The organism is Vibrio pacinii DSM 19139 (genome assembly GCF_000711795.1).
GTDB classification, from domain to species: Bacteria; Pseudomonadota; Gammaproteobacteria; order Enterobacterales; family Vibrionaceae; genus Vibrio; species Vibrio pacinii.
Genome location: NZ_KL543976.1, coordinates 355,233 through 370,026, shown reverse-complemented (window position 1 = coordinate 370,026; position 14,794 = coordinate 355,233). Strand labels below are relative to the sequence as shown.

Annotated in this window: 11 protein-coding genes; 8 read left to right on the top strand and 3 right to left on the bottom strand. The window is 41.1% G+C overall.

The window, feature by feature from the left end:
• The 5 genes from BS19_RS19655 to BS19_RS16530 form a co-directional block, all read left to right on the top strand.
• Window positions 1–1,308 (top strand): Lcl domain-containing protein (locus tag BS19_RS19655; RefSeq protein WP_169739025.1); only part of this gene is annotated, 1,308 nt, incomplete at its 5' end.
• A gap of 374 nt (window positions 1,309–1,682) precedes the next feature.
• Window positions 1,683–3,500 carry an Lcl C-terminal domain-containing protein gene (locus BS19_RS16545; protein ID WP_051686564.1) on the top strand — a complete coding sequence of 606 codons (1,818 nt, stop codon included), beginning with the start codon at window positions 1,683–1,685 and terminating at the stop codon, window positions 3,498–3,500.
• Between the two features lie 771 nt (window positions 3,501–4,271).
• Entirely contained in the window at window positions 4,272–5,153 is an 882-nt protein-coding gene (locus BS19_RS16540; protein WP_038176783.1) for a LysR family transcriptional regulator, read from the top strand.
• Between the two features lie 626 nt (window positions 5,154–5,779).
• Window positions 5,780–6,721, top strand: a complete 942-nt coding sequence (locus BS19_RS16535) for a helix-turn-helix domain-containing protein (RefSeq protein WP_038176782.1) — start codon at window positions 5,780–5,782, stop codon at window positions 6,719–6,721.
• A 43-nt stretch (window positions 6,722–6,764) separates the two neighbouring features.
• On the top strand, window positions 6,765–7,118 hold the full coding sequence (locus BS19_RS16530; RefSeq protein WP_157631201.1) for a GNAT family N-acetyltransferase: 354 nt from the start codon (window positions 6,765–6,767) through the stop codon (window positions 7,116–7,118).
• A gap of 143 nt (window positions 7,119–7,261) precedes the next feature.
• Here the strand turns inward: BS19_RS16530 and BS19_RS16525 are convergent, their stop codons facing one another.
• Window positions 7,262–7,567 carry a hypothetical protein gene (locus tag BS19_RS16525; RefSeq protein ID WP_038176781.1) on the bottom strand — a complete coding sequence of 102 codons (306 nt, stop codon included), beginning with the start codon at window positions 7,565–7,567 and terminating at the stop codon, window positions 7,262–7,264.
• Between the two features lie 542 nt (window positions 7,568–8,109).
• On the opposite strand from BS19_RS16525, the gene BS19_RS16520 reads away from it, so the two are divergent.
• The 3 genes from BS19_RS16520 (at window position 8,110) to BS19_RS16510 (ending at window position 10,814) form a co-directional block, all read left to right on the top strand.
• Complete coding sequence (locus BS19_RS16520) at window positions 8,110–9,174, top strand: HlyD family secretion protein (protein WP_038176780.1); 1,065 nt, start codon at window positions 8,110–8,112, stop codon at window positions 9,172–9,174.
• On the top strand, window positions 9,164–10,177 hold the full coding sequence (locus BS19_RS16515; protein ID WP_038176777.1) for a DUF2955 domain-containing protein: 1,014 nt from the start codon (window positions 9,164–9,166) through the stop codon (window positions 10,175–10,177). Before BS19_RS16520 ends, BS19_RS16515 begins: the two co-directional genes overlap by 11 nt.
• A gap of 223 nt (window positions 10,178–10,400) precedes the next feature.
• The gene (locus BS19_RS16510; protein WP_038176829.1) at window positions 10,401–10,814 is read left to right on the top strand and encodes a GFA family protein; all 414 of its coding nucleotides are present in this window, start codon (window positions 10,401–10,403) and stop codon (window positions 10,812–10,814) included.
• Here the strand turns inward: BS19_RS16510 and BS19_RS16505 are convergent, their stop codons facing one another.
• The gene (locus BS19_RS16505; protein ID WP_038176774.1) at window positions 10,815–11,525 is read right to left on the bottom strand and encodes a response regulator; all 711 of its coding nucleotides are present in this window, start codon (window positions 11,523–11,525) and stop codon (window positions 10,815–10,817) included.
• Between the two features lie 2 nt (window positions 11,526–11,527).
• Complete coding sequence (locus BS19_RS16500) at window positions 11,528–14,782, bottom strand: response regulator (protein WP_038176772.1); 3,255 nt, start codon at window positions 14,780–14,782, stop codon at window positions 11,528–11,530.
• Window positions 14,783–14,794 lie beyond the last annotated feature (12 nt).

Sequence of the window (14,794 nt, the reverse complement as noted above, 5' to 3'; positions counted from 1 at the left end):
GGGGCTGCCGACAAGGACGGCGATGGTTTCCCTGCGGGGCAAGAGACGGTAGAAGGTTGGGATGATAACGACCCGAATAATCCGATTGCGGCAGAGAAGGTAGAGAACCCGACCTTAAAATTGGATAACACCACCGTATCACCGGGTATGGGTGTGCAGGGCCTGATTGAGTTTAAGGTGCAAGGAGGACCAGAGTCCTTCAGTACCCTTGACTTCGCGGATGCCAACCATGTGAATTGGAGTATCGTAGATAGTGAGGGAAATACAGTGGTCGGGTTAACGCCAACCACGGAAGGGTATGTCATCATTCCTGATTCAGAAAGTGCGCTTGAATTTGCTAGTCAGGCCTTGGCAATGCGTGCCACTTTCCTTGATGATGGCTGGTTTGCTGGTCAGGCTCCCCAACAAGAGAGTTTTAAAGTGACTTTGGCGTCGGTTTCAAGTACTCAAGTAGCGCTTTTAAAAAATGGTCAGCCACTAGCGAATAACGAAATTTCCATCGGAGATAACATTACTGCGCAAAGTACAGTTAATTTGGCTGATGGTAGTAAGATTATCGCTCCGGCTGATGCAGCCTTAGGTGAATGGAGCCTAGATCAGACAGCAATCGATCTAGGGGTAACGATTGATCCGGTAACGGGTCAGCTTGATACCAGTAAAGTGAGCCCTGAACAGCTAGGAGAAAATGGCAGTAACATTACGGTATCTTGGACCGGAGCAGGCAGCTTAGAAGGTGGGCACGATAGTTTTGTGGTATTGCTTTCCAAGTCAAAAGTTGGTCCGATGTGTGGTCAGCTAAATGATACCGATTCAACTATTGCAAAAGGTAACTGTTTGAAAGTAGCTGATGACAATCAAGGTAATTGGTTTACCTCGACACCTTCAATTGAATTTCTTCAACCCTTAGGGTATACAGAAGATAGGAGCGATGATAACCAAGGTCGAACTTATGCGGATTTGCATATTGGTACTGGAATTAATCATCCAGAAGATGGTCAATTTGCTGAATTTACGATGGAGTCTGCAACTGATGTCGATAAGCAATCTGAACGGTATTGTGCTGATTTGGCTAGTTTGAGTTTCGCAGGAAGAGATGATTGGAGGATACCAACGCTTGAAGAGTTACAAGGTCTGATGGAGAAGCATGGCGAAGTCGATGCAACTTTAGGTTGGCCTGCAAGTTGGCACTGGACATCATCACATCTCACACCGAAACAATACAAGATACTGTCTTTGTCATCAGGTAGAGTTGAAAATAACCTCGGTGGTACACTACATCATGTTTCATGTATGTCGACCGGAGGTTAGTAATACTAGCTTTTGTTAGCAACTAGCAACTAGCAATATGGGCTCTGGGCGCTATGCCGCAGAGCCCTTTTTAATGAACATACCTATAAAAGTTCCCCTCCAAACAGTGAACGCATCGTTCAATAGTCAAGCTGCCTCTGTCCTGTAACACTTTCGTTACTAGGAAAAACGGGCATGGCTTCAGTGAGTGTAACTGTAGTCAGTTTTACTGGTTGTCAACAATCAATCGACCGCAACATGTCCTTGATGGTCCTCTAAATAACAAATCACTTCGAATGAAATGGTGAATGGCATTGCATGTAAACACAGAGATGAAATAGCCACACTCCCAGTTCGGTGGTTGGAACTAAGATTATGCAACAAGCTTTTATAGTATGAAGTTCGTTAATCAACAGCAAATAAAAAAGGTGGCACCATTAATGGTGGCGCTGCTAATGAGTGCATGTGGCCACGAGGATAATAGTGGGCCGCCAATTGGGGGAGGTTCCGTATGTTCAGGTTATGCGGTATGTGACAGCGATGGGGACGGCATCAATGACGAACAAGAAATCGACAATGGCACTGACCCAAGTGACTCAAATGATCCAGTGCAAGACGGTGACCTAGACAGCGATGGTGACGGAATTAAAGATGGTCAGGAAACCGTTGAAGGTTGGGATAAAAACGATGCCAACAACCCCGTTCAAGAGGGACACCTAGACAGCGATAGTGACGGCATCAAAGATGGTTTAGAAGAGATAAATGATTGGGGTAAAAACGACCCTAGTAACCCGGCACAAGATGGCAATAAAGACAATGATGGCGATGGTCTCAAAAAGGGACAGGAAACCATTGAAGGTTGGGATGATAACGATACAAACAACCCAGTCAACGATGGGGCTGCGGACAACGACGGTGATGGTTACCTCGCGGGTCAGGAAAATGTCGAAGGATGGGATGACTTCGATGAAGATAATCCGATATCGGCGCAAAACGTAGAGAATGTCGATTTAGTGCTTGATAACGAGGCAGTGACGCCAGGAATGTCGTTGCAAGCAAGCGTCACCTTTGAACTCAGTACGACCGACGAAACTCAAACCACGTTAGATATGCCGGACGCGAACCATATTTCTTGGAGTGTGGTTGATTCAAGCGACAACAAGGTTGAAGCGTTAAACCCGACCAGCGAAGGGAAAGTGACCATCCCGGATGTGGAAGAGGCGTTGACTTTAGCTCAGCAAGATTTCTTCGTTCAAGCGACTTTCCTTGATGACGGTTGGTTTGAAGGCCAAACAGTTCAAGATAAAGCGTTTATGGTGACTTTGGCCGAGGTTTCAAGTACGGAGGTAGTGTTACTGAAAGATGGCGTACCATTAGTAGATAACCAGATTCTTGTGGGTGAAAGCGTCAAAGCGCAAAGCACAGTTCAACTAGAAGATGGCAACGATATTACGGTTCCTGATGATGAGACGCTAGGCGTCTGGAGTATTAGTAAATCTGCAACGGAACTAGGGGTGACGATTAATCCAGTGACGGGAGAGCTAGATACAAGTGCAATAGACAGTGAAAAATTGGATGAGAGTGGTACGCTCATTACCATATCTTGGAAGGGCTCGGGCAGTTTACAAGGTGGGCACGATCGATTGGATGTGTTGATTACTGCGTCAACGCCAGTGGTTACCACTATTTGTGGTGATCAAATAAATGATAAGGATCCCAATAACGCCGCAGGTAATTGTTTGAAAGTGGCTGATGATAGCAAAGGTAATTGGTTTACCTCGACACCTTCAATTGAGTTTCTTGAGCCATTAGGCTACAGCGCAGATCAAACTAAAACTAACACAGGCCGAACTTATGCTAGTGAGATAGATAGTAATAACGGAAAGTTTGCTGAGTTCGTTATGAACGGCAACGGTGGGCATGCAATTACTGACGATAGGCAATCTGATAGGTATTGTGCACATTTGGCGAGTTTGAATTTCGCAGGAAGAGATAATTGGAGGATGCCAACGATAGATGAATTGAATGGTCTATTTGATAAACATGGTAAATTGTCCGAGAGGTTAGGTTGGCCTACAACAGAATGGTATTGGTCATCAACAACATATATAAACCAAATGAATTATAAAACGATCTCTTTGTCGAATGGAACGTTGGGGAATCACATTAATAGTGACCAAAATAGTGTTTCATGCGTATCGATTACTGATTAGTAATCGTTTAGATTGACACAATGTTTCAAAAAAGGGGTCTTGGCATCACACCATAGATCCCTTTTTTTGTTTCCGTACGTTCACAACCTCAATTGATTTTTTAGTATGAAAACATTTCACAGAGCTCAATCTTAGTGTGGGGTAACCCGACTTTGTACCCATGATAGGAATGTAGGTATATGTCTGACTCGCGAATTAACGTTGAGGCAGCGTCGTTCTAGTCAGTTAAGGGCAAGAAACTTCATCACAGAACCAAATGGCATTCCATACGACTGGCTCATTTTTCGCGACATAGTAGTTTTCCTGACAGCTAACCATATCACCATTGAGCTATGTTGAATGCATCAGATTTAGTAACCAATGACACATTGAGTTACATACATTCAACTCCTGCGTTATCTTATCCGATGTGGACGAAAGATCAGGACTATATATTTAGAAACTGACTAAGGTATTTAGAGTTTAATGTTTTTTGAATGTCTAGTAATAAAATAATAATTATCTTGTATCTCAAACTGTCGATCTTATATTTTTTTTTAATGTGAGTGAGGATAGTTCTACTATGGGGTGTAGAATAAATTCCCATGAAAAATACATGATTGTAATTTATTTAATCATAAAGCAACTGATTTGTATGTGTTTTTTAATATTAGAGTTAATATGCTAAAAATAGTTGACATTATCCTGAAAAAGAAATAACTAAACGCTAACTTCGATGAGTGTCCTGTCAATTAAATTCGTCTCGAAAATTTTGTAACAAGGTGTGTAATTGTGAGGAAGCAATTAAAGAACATAATTATCTTTAATGAGTTATACGAACAGGGTAACTATCGTGAAGCAGCAGCAAATCTAAGTATGTCCATAGCTACAATTTCAAGAGCTATTCAGGAATTAGAGGAAGACAGTAGAGTACAACTATTTATTAATGTAAAAGGTAAGTTTCGCCCTACAGCATACGCACATTCTCTTTATGAACGGTTAACAGTAAACAATGGTGAGTTAGTAAATAGCTATAGTCTGTTTAAATCAAATGGTCGTTATGTCAATGCACTGATTCCACCTCAGATGTCAGTTTTTAATTTAGTTGATAAATTGGTAAAGTTTAACCATGAATTTGGTACAGAACTTGTAATTAATGAAGGGTTTAGGTTTAGCTCCAGTGAGGAGGCCTATATGGCTATGGTTAACGGTGAACTGGACTTTATGATTGATTACAAACCCAATAACTCTATAAGCTTTGTTTCTGAACGAATTGGAGAGCATAAAACATCGCTCATTGCCTCTAAAAAGTATTACGACTCAATTGGATCAGATGATATCAATGAATCGACAAAATTCGCTAAATACTCTTGGTTGGGTCAAACTGGTGTGGATTTTCAAAAATACTTTGGAGTAGCACCTGAAAATCAGGTGGGATTCATTACTCAAAATGTCTCTCATTACTATAAGGTTATTAAAGAAACTCGATTCGTAGGTGTCTGCTTGGCTGATAATCTAAAAAATATTGAAGAAGATTTTGTTTATGAGCGCGAGCCATTTATGTCGTCAATGCTTTATTTTGTAACAACCAAAGCTGCATTACATAATAAGCCTGTAGTAAAATGGTTTTATGATAACTCTAAGAAAAAAGAGGTATGCAATGTGAATCAATAGTCAGTGATTTATATTTTCAATAGCATAGTGTCGTATTCATACTCGGAAGTCTATGGCATTATCTCCCTCTTTCCTGAATAGAATAAATGTAACCATTATTTATTCTATTCAGGCCTTATCTTGAAAAATAAAAGTCTAATAAAACAAATTCTTAGTTTTGGCTGTGTATGTTGTTTAACGTTTACTCATAACTTTCGTGAAGTCCTTTATTAAATTTATTACATATAGTCGATATCAACAAAGTGGTTTTTGGTTCTTAGGTAGGCTTATATTCAATCAGTAAAAATTGTTTGTAAAATTTAATTAAAAATAAGAATGTAATTAATCTGAATTAATCTTTAGACAAATACTTTACACTAATAAAATCACATCATAAATACAAACAACTTATCGTCTATCACATATCACATACCACATATCAATCAATATCAATCAAAACTCATGAAACACTATTAATTGAAACATTGCGTTTACTTGTCGTAAGTGTTTTTTTTGTCAATATTAGTTGATGTTAAAATAAAAACTGAAAAAGATTGATTTAGGTTCACCCGAAAAAACAGAAAAAGTAAAAGAAAAACGATGAAGGACAATACGATAAATCGTTAGGTCAGTGGAAAGGATGTTATATGCAAAACATATCAAGTTTATCAGTACTTTTAATTCACTTCGAGGCAATCTACCGTTACGATGGATTGAGAACTGCGGCGCAAAAAACTGGCATTCCATTATGTCGACTGTCTCGTTCCCTCAATGAACTTGAACAGATAGTCCAGAAGAAGTTGTTTTACTCGGACAAAAATGATTTCAAACCAACCAAGGAAGGCTGTCGTCTATATCAAGAAGTTGATACAAACTCAATGTTAATTAATTTATCTCATCAATTAAATTGTTATATGAATCACGAGGTTATTAAAGCCTGTGTTTTACCACAAATTAAGATGAATTTAAGCGGTGAAATCATTTCACACTATTATCATTATAGAGAAGACAAAGATAAATTACTATCGGTAACCGTGACTAGTGAGCATTTCAATGAACAAGAAATGCATAGCCAGCTTAGAGCGTGCGACTTAGATATGGTGTTATCTTATTACCGATTTGAGTCCGGTGCAATCGAGAATAAGCAACTATATACAGATAAATATTCCTTTTATCGGGTAGTTAACAGAGATGAGTTAGACAATGACGGTATAAGCTATTTGGCAATGCTAGATCTAGGTAGTTCTAGCAATAATAATGTTATCGTGGATTTTATTGAGCAGTGCCAAAAGGATTGTAGTAAAAAAATAAAAAAAATGCCGCGTCTTATCCTTCCAGATATTGACAGTTTATTCAAGGTATCTAAAGAGTTACCACTCATATTGCTTTTGAATAATGCCTCATTTCGTGCATTTTCTATCGAAGGGATTGACATTGAATCGTTGCAAGATCTAGATAGTCTTGAGCTTCCTGTTTATATGTCTTATCACAAAATGAATCCCAAGAAGAAAATGTTAAACATGGTTTCAAAGGCCTATTTGACGTTATTGAAAGATGGAGAAATAGAAAACGAGTGCATAACCACATAACTATTGAACTTAGTTGTTGAAGCAATTTTATGGTGATAATGGTATGAGTAATATTAAGATCAGAGTTCAGGTGAGAGTGCCTACTGTCAATCAATATAATGAATTGAGGAAGTTAATTGGTTGGAAAGTCATTGATAACTGTCGTGCAAGTTTAGCGTTGAATAATTCTTTGATTTCAGTTTGTGCATTAGTTGACAATGAAGTGATCGGTATAGGACGTGTTGTTGGAGATGGTGCATTATACTTTTGTATTCAAGATGTCATTGTTGCTCCAAAATATCAAAATCAAGGAGTTAATCATATGATAGTGGAAAAAATAATGACCAACATAAAACACTTAGTTAAAGAAGGAACAGGTGCTTTTGTAGGTACGGTCACAGAGCAAAACAAACGTTAATAGATCTATATTCAGTTGCGTGGTTATACATTGATAGATGTGTTCCTTTATGATTTAAGAGCGTAATGTACAACTAGAAAATCAATATTAGGCACGCTATTAAAGCGTGCCTAATTGTTTTTATGGTCAAGGTAGATATATCCTCATTCTGCAAACACTTGATGCATAAGCCCTCGGAATCTTTGACCGCAAACATCATTTTTTTGTTGTTGACGCCATGCATTTTGAAATGTTCCTGCAAGTTCTTCATAACATATAGGGCAACACGCATGCTTAGCCATGAAATGAGCTTTTGGGGTTTGCGGGAAATACGTTTGGTGTTCTTTACAAAACAATAGTACCGGAGTTCGACTATTGACATAGTGAACCTGATCATAGCCAAATCGGTCGCCCCATCGATGTCGTGACTTTTCTATAAATTTCGCTTTGGTATCTCTAGGTATTGCCATTAATTTTCTCCTAACAGAACGAATATGGGGCTGTCAGTTCATTTCTATATTCTTAAGTGGGTATGCTTTCCATCATATTCTTATGCTGAAGCGTCAATCGACCTTGGGCCAGCAACTAAAATATTTTGCGTTGTGTAAAGCTGATTTGATATTGACAAGATTGACATTTAATTGAAATGAAACGCCGTGTTTATTAATGGTGATATGACTTGAAGGATATTGGAATCAGCTCCTAATTATAAAGAGAGTAAAAAAAGCCCGGCTTGGGGGGCACGGGCAAAATTGTAAAAAAGCGGTACACAAAGTGCCTTGCTTTAAATAATTGATAAGCAACAAATCACTCTGCAACTGATACGTTATCAGGCGTAAAGGTAAAACACGAACAAACACTCTGTTTGAAATGGCTGTTATATAAACAAAAGACCAATGTGTATATCTGGCATTGCAAATATAGGGGCGAAAAATGTTATATAGCTCTATGATTTCAAAGAGCGAATGACTTATAATTAATCCATCTATTTCGTTAATTCCATCAAGCTCTTATGTCTGTTGCAGAAAAATCCTCACGCAAGCTCAGTCTTTACATCATTACTGCTGTTTTGGTTATTTGGCTTTATAGCCTATGGTCAGACCGTGTCACACCAATTACTAGTGATGCTCAAGTACACACTTACTTAGTCAGAGTGGCGCCAGAAGTCTCTGGAAATATTGTCGATGTCAATGTCGAAGACAATCAAATCGTTGAGGCGGGTCAGGTATTGCTGACAATCGACCCTCGCAACTACCAAGTCGCGTTAAAGGGAGCGCAAGCCAATCTTGCCATTGCCGGACAAAATATAGGGGCAAGTACGGCAGCGGTGGAAGTGGCTCAAGCAAAAGTCGTCGATGCTCTCGCTGCGCGTGATAATGCAAGAGAACAAGCCAATCGAACGGCCGAACTTGCCTCGCGCGGTGTGTTGAGCCAAGCAGATCTGGATAACGCGATTGAAGCAAAAAATCGTGCTCAGGCAGGTCTTGAAGCGGCGCAAGCCTCGTTAGTTCAAGCAGAGCAAAACTTAGGACCGACTGGCAGCAACAATCCGCAAATACTTGCCGCGATGGCAAGCTTAGAGAAAGCGCAACTCGATTTGTTAAGAACGCAAGTGCTGGCACCGTCTCGGGGGGTTGTAACGAATATGCAGCTTACGGTTGGTCAAACGGCCACTGCGGGTGCGCCATTATTAACTTTTATTGACCCTCGAAGCGTCTGGATCTCGGCACTGGCGCGTGAAAACTCCATCGAACATATCCGTCCAGGACAAGTGGTGAAAATTGTTCTTGATGCATTACCAGGACGAGTGCTAAGTGGTCAGGTTGATAGCATCGGCTGGGGCACTGGTGGCAGCAATGATATCGATCCAACGACTGGCTTCTTGAATGCAAAAACCAGCAGTTTTACCCCGCAACGTTATCCAATCAACATTATCTTTGATAACCCTGAAGAGCTGACCAATATTCGCTATGGTTCACAAGCAACGGTGGCCTTTTACACCGAGCAAAGTACGGTGGGTCAGTGGTTAGCGAGTCTTTGGATGAGAATTTTGAGTATTTGGACTTATGTTTCGTAGTGCGGCAAACCCAGTCATTCGGTTGGTGTTTGCCCCAACCTTACTGCTGTTTTATTTAATTTCTCAAGGGGCCTTTTTTCCAGTGTTGGCCCCAATGTTTGTGGTGATTTTTCTCACCATCATGCCATCACGGCCGCCGCTGGATATGATGCTCAAGTTGCTCGCTGTGATTTTTGTGGTGAGTTTTGGGGTTATTGCGATAGGAGAATTGTTAGTTGACTCGCTAACAGGTTTTGTTTTGTTCTGTTGGTTGATTCTTTTTTGGAGCTTTTACCGTAGTCATAAAGATCCAAAAGACATGCTTGCAACTTTTGCTCTGTTATTTGTGATTATTACGAGTGTAGTGAATCTGCAATTTGATACTTCGATTGCTAATTTACCATTGGTGATGCTCAATACCTTCTTGACGGCCTTAGTTGTGACATACGTGAGTTTTCTACTTTTTCCTGGTGATCAGAAAGATATTTTACCCGATGAGCAAGACATGGCAGGTGCCGAAATCCATCTTGGCATCATTGCCTTCAAAACGACGGCGTTGTTGCTTGCTCTGTTCGCATTGATTGGCACGGGTAGCCCGCAAACATTACTGATTGCGATTACGGTAGGCAGTATGATCAAAATTCCTGTTTCACGTGACCAACGAATCTTTCGCAACAACCGCTTGATTGCCACGACGGTAGGTATATTGATGACTATTCCGATCATGTTATTGCATTCGTTCGGATTACCCATGTGGGCAATATTAGGTGTTACGTGCTTTTTGGGCCTGCAACTGGCGTGTTATGCCATTCGTCGACAGTGTCGTTTGAGTATCTACCAATTGTTATTTACAAATTTTATTGTATTAGTGAATCAAATACTCTCCTATCAAGGTAGTCAGCCTTTGAATGCAGAGCTCATGCGTTTGGTTTCTATTATTATCGCGATTGTTATTGCAACCGTGATGCTTAATTTGTTAACGGTTGAACCAAAATCATCATCAAGCTCTTGTCAGTCGGTGTAGCGTGAGAAATGCATGTCATATCAAACTAACGCTATTGATCCGTAGTTAAGTTGTTTATATTGACTCTATTGTACGTTGGTTATCAACGGTTCAAGATACAGGCAGATTATTGATGGATTTAATTTCGCTTGCAGAGTAATTTGTGGCTATTTATTTCGCTAAAGTGTTGTTTTTTTATATTTCTTTAGTGATCGCATTATTTGATGTTCAGGAGGAACCATTAATGAGTTATCCAGTACAAGGTGCCTGTCAGTGTGGCAATGTTACTTACACGCTTAATCAAACGCCCAAGATGGTGATTGCATGCCATTGCATTGAGTGTCAGAAGTTATCTACGGCGCCTTTTAGCGTGACCGCTGTTGTGAGCAATGAAGACATTGAAATTACAGGTGAACTCAAAGAGTGGCGACGTATAGCTGACAGCGGCAATAAAAACTACGCTATGTTTTGCCCAGACTGTGGCAATCGTGTTTACCATTTTAATCCAGACGCTCCGTCAACACTGAAGTTAAAGTTAAAATCCAGCAGCCCTGACGATCATAAGGTATTCGAACCAACGGTGCATGTTTGGGTCAGCGAAAAACAAGACTGGTATGAGGTTCCTAAAGGGGTAAAGGTTTTTGATAAACAACCATAGTTAAGTCACCATCTGCGCTTGATCTACACGGGCGCAGATGGGATTAATTTTAATCACATTGCCCAATTCAAACAGTCGGCGCAAGAGCTTAGCATTGAGTGTTGTGCCAGCCTTGACTAAGCTGCCACCAGAAATAACATGGATATCTTCTAAAAGCACCATCCCTTCTTTTAATTCCGATAACTTCTCTATTTTTACTATATGGGATGACACTTCCGATATACGTGGAGAGGTAGAATCGGGTTTGCTATTTACTTGTTCAAAGGTAACGGCGGTAGAGACACTATGATAGAGATGCTGTTGATAGAGGCACTTAGGCTCAGACACCGCATTTTTTATTTGTTGTTGAGCACTACTGACGGTAATCGGTTTTACTAAAAATGAGTCAACCTCTAAAGTCATGCATGCGGAAATGGTGGGTGTATCTGACAAGGTTGTGACAGCGATAATACTGGTGTCTTTAGCGACAGACGTTTTGCCCTCACGAACCATTTTTATTAGCTCTAACCCATTGATGTTTGGCATATTAATATCAGTAATAATCAGGTCAATTTGATTATGGTTGAGTTTGTCCAACGCTTTTTCACCATTACTGGCACTCAATAGGTTTTCATAACCATTTTTTACTAACATATTGATTAATGCTTTACGAGAAAATGCGTGGTCTTCGACCACCAATAGCGTGAAGTTCGTAGGATCGAAATCAGCCATGTTTATGCCTCTGTTGGTTCAATGATGTTAAGCTCAATCAAGAGCATTCCAAGCGCATCGACATCTTGTCGGCAGCGTTTTATCGTTTTGTTAAGCGTGTTCCAATCTTTGGTAGTGGCATTATGTTGCAGTGTTTCAAACGTGTCAGCGATTGTCTGTGCACCAGCAGAACGAGCCGCGCCTTTGGCGGCGTGGGCGAGATGTTGTAACTGGTTTAGTTCTTGGTTATCTAGCGCCGATTCTGCTTTACGTAAGTCATCAACCACCGATGACCAGTAATCTTGCAATAATGGTGCGATAACAGCGTGATCCGTTGTACCAAGGATATCTTGTAATGCCCTCATCGATATGGGTGAATCACTTTCACTCTTCACTGCGTTTGGCTGTTCAGCGCTAGGTGCAGGCATTGAGATTTCTAACCAAGTCATTAGTGATTGGTTTAATTGGCTCAATTCAACGGGCTTGGCGAGATAGTCGTCCATTCCACTGTCGATGCACTGTTTCGCTGCGTCAACGGTCACGTCTGCCGTAATCGCAATAATGGGTGTGCGGCTGTGGAAGTGTTCGTCGCGCTCGATTGTTCGGATTTGACGGGTGAGTTCATAGCCATCCATCACTGGCATATGACAATCGACTAGCAGTAAATCAAACTGGTGGGCACGCCAAATGTCGAGAGCTTGTTGACCATTTGACGCGATATCACATTGAAAACCAAGATAATTGAGCTGGCGTTGGAATACATCACGATTGGTCGGTTGGTCATCAACCACCAGAATACGAATGTTGCTTGCTTGGTAGCTAGGCTTGGCCATTCTAACCCCTTGATTACTGGCATATGCATCGGTTCCAGGGGATTTCAATGCTCTGATCGCTCGCATTAATTCACTTGGTTTAAACGGATTAGATGGCATCGTGTATAGGTTGGGCCGAGCTAAGCAGGTTTTTGCCTTGTTGTGAGCAGAAAGAGTAATAATGTCAAACGAGGCCAACGTCGCGGTATCTTCATCATTTAGCTGACCATTATCAAAAGTATTGAAATAGTCTGGGCCGATAATCAATAGATCGATTCTTACCCCAGCTTGTTTTGCTTGATTCAATACGGTAATCGCGTTTTTTAGCGTAGGGATGGTATGTATTTTACAGTTGCAATTAGACAAGTTAATTTCACAAAATGTTGCTACGTCTTGATTCTTGGTAATGATTAACACTCGGCTACCATCAATCAAGTGGTAGGTACTGTCTTGTGGGGGCGAGTCCACTTGGATAAAAGGTAATTCTAGTGAAAAACGGCTTCCAATACCTTGCTGGCTTTCTACCTGAATGGTCCCTCCCATCATCTCAAGTAATGAATGAGTGATAGATAGCCCTAAGCCCGTTCCACCGTATAGCCGTGTAGTTGTTGGGTCTGCTTGAGTAAATGCATTAAACAAGCGCCCCTTTTGCTCTTCTGAAATTCCGATACCATTGTCTTCAACGATGAGGTCAATGCAGGGCGCTACTCCATTATGCCCAAGTGACGCAGATACCCATATTTTACCCTTTATACCATTTACGCTCTGAGTAAATTTGACGGCATTTCCGACCAAATTGAGCATTATTTGACTCAAACGAACACTATCACTCATGATGGTATGAGGCAGTTGACTGTCATAAGTTAGGAATAAATTATTGCCTTTATTTTGAGCTTGTAAACTAAGCACATCTAAGGTTCGCTCGAGAAGCTCCAGTAGTTCAACAGGTCTACTTTCAAGTGACATTCGACCTGCTTCTATCTTAGAGAAATCCAGAATATCATTGATGATGTGCAATAGAGTAATGGCCGATTGTTCAATTGTTGACACCATGGTTCGTTGTTCAGGCCTTAGCTCTGTCTCAGACAATACCCCGATCATGCCGATGACCCCATTCATTGGGGTACGGATCTCATGGCTCATATTGGCTAAAAACATCGATTTGGCTTCACTGGCGGCTTGTGCAGCTTCACTCTCTTTTTTAAGGTACAGCTGAGATTGTTTTTCTTTAGATATGTCGATGTTGACACCACTCATGCCCGTGGGTGTTTGACCATCAGATGCAAACACAACGTGCGCTGCGGCTTTGATCCAGCGAGTTTCACCACTAGGAATGACGATTCGAAATTCGGCATTGAATTGACGAAGGCCCTCTCGAGCAAGAAGAAGTGCTTGCTCAGAATCAAACAGATCATCTGGGTGAACTCGTTCACGCCACATCGAGTATGTGTTGTTACAGATGTTTGGGTCGACATCATACATTTCATACATACGCTCGTCCCAGATCAACTTGTTGGTTGCAAAGTCCCAACTCCAAATCCCTATTCCACCAGCCTGTGTGGCGAGATTCAAACTGCTTACCACTTTAAGTAGCTCGTTTTTACGGCGTTTTAACTCAAGCCTTGTCTTTTGTTCAGAGCGACTGTCTTTGAGGGTGACAACAATAAACCTCTCGTTCTTGAGCGAAATATATCGACAAGCGGCAAGCATTGACTTTTGTTCCAAATGGCTGGCCAGGGTGAGTTCTCGATCAAAGAAAACCTCTTGATAGAGCGGCACTTGGCTGAGTTGTTGACTAATAGCGTCTGCTTGCATCGGCTCAATATAGGTTTCTATCGTATTGCCAATAAGTTCACAGCGTTCACTTTGAAAAAAAGTCAGTGCCGAATCATTCGCATCCACAATTTGGTTGTTGCTGTTGAGCAAAATCATGGCGTCAGACGACTGTTCGAACATCACGCCCATCTGCTGCTCATGTTCATTGGTTCGGTGATTTTTCTCTTCGATCAGGTTTTGTAACTTATCATTACTCTTTTTAAGTGCAGTCTCGGCATGTTTAATGTTGGTGATATCACGTTGAGTGATGACCAGATAGTTAAGTTTCCCCTCGTTGTCACGCATGGGCTCGAGTGTTGCTTCAAGCCAGCGTGTATCTGCGTTGCTCTTGACTTCAAGCTCTACATTGGCTTTCGAACCTTTGCCGGCAAGTGAAATCAGCTTATCAAGGTGTTGTTGGGTAAGTCGGGAAGAGAAAAAATCATGAAGGCTATGTCCGATAACGGGGCGATCTTGGTGTTGATAAAACTTCAAAAAAGCGGGGTTGGCGTAGAAAATGGAATGCGAACCCTGCATACCATCACAAATTAAGACACCTTCGGACAATACATTCAAGACGCCAGTTTTGAGCTCTGGCGTTGCAGTAGTGTGCTTTTTTGGTGCCCAGAAGGAGGTAAACGGAAGTTTCATATTATCGACCTG

Excerpts from the sequence above, each read along its gene's own strand:
- BS19_RS16545 (WP_051686564.1), top strand. The coding sequence starts at position 1,683 with ATGAAGTTCGTTAATCAACAGCAAATAAAAAAGGTGGCACCATTAATG.
- BS19_RS16535 (WP_038176782.1), top strand. The coding sequence starts at position 5,780 with ATGCAAAACATATCAAGTTTATCAGTACTTTTAATTCACTTCGAGGCA.
- BS19_RS16530 (WP_157631201.1), top strand. The coding sequence starts at position 6,765 with ATGAGTAATATTAAGATCAGAGTTCAGGTGAGAGTGCCTACTGTCAAT.
- BS19_RS16525 (WP_038176781.1), bottom strand. The coding sequence starts at position 7,567 with ATGGCAATACCTAGAGATACCAAAGCGAAATTTATAGAAAAGTCACGA.
- BS19_RS16520 (WP_038176780.1), top strand. The coding sequence starts at position 8,110 with ATGTCTGTTGCAGAAAAATCCTCACGCAAGCTCAGTCTTTACATCATT.
- BS19_RS16515 (WP_038176777.1), top strand. The coding sequence starts at position 9,164 with ATGTTTCGTAGTGCGGCAAACCCAGTCATTCGGTTGGTGTTTGCCCCA.
- BS19_RS16510 (WP_038176829.1), top strand. The coding sequence starts at position 10,401 with ATGAGTTATCCAGTACAAGGTGCCTGTCAGTGTGGCAATGTTACTTAC.
- BS19_RS16505 (WP_038176774.1), bottom strand. The coding sequence starts at position 11,525 with ATGGCTGATTTCGATCCTACGAACTTCACGCTATTGGTGGTCGAAGAC.
- BS19_RS16500 (WP_038176772.1), bottom strand. The coding sequence starts at position 14,782 with ATGAAACTTCCGTTTACCTCCTTCTGGGCACCAAAAAAGCACACTACT.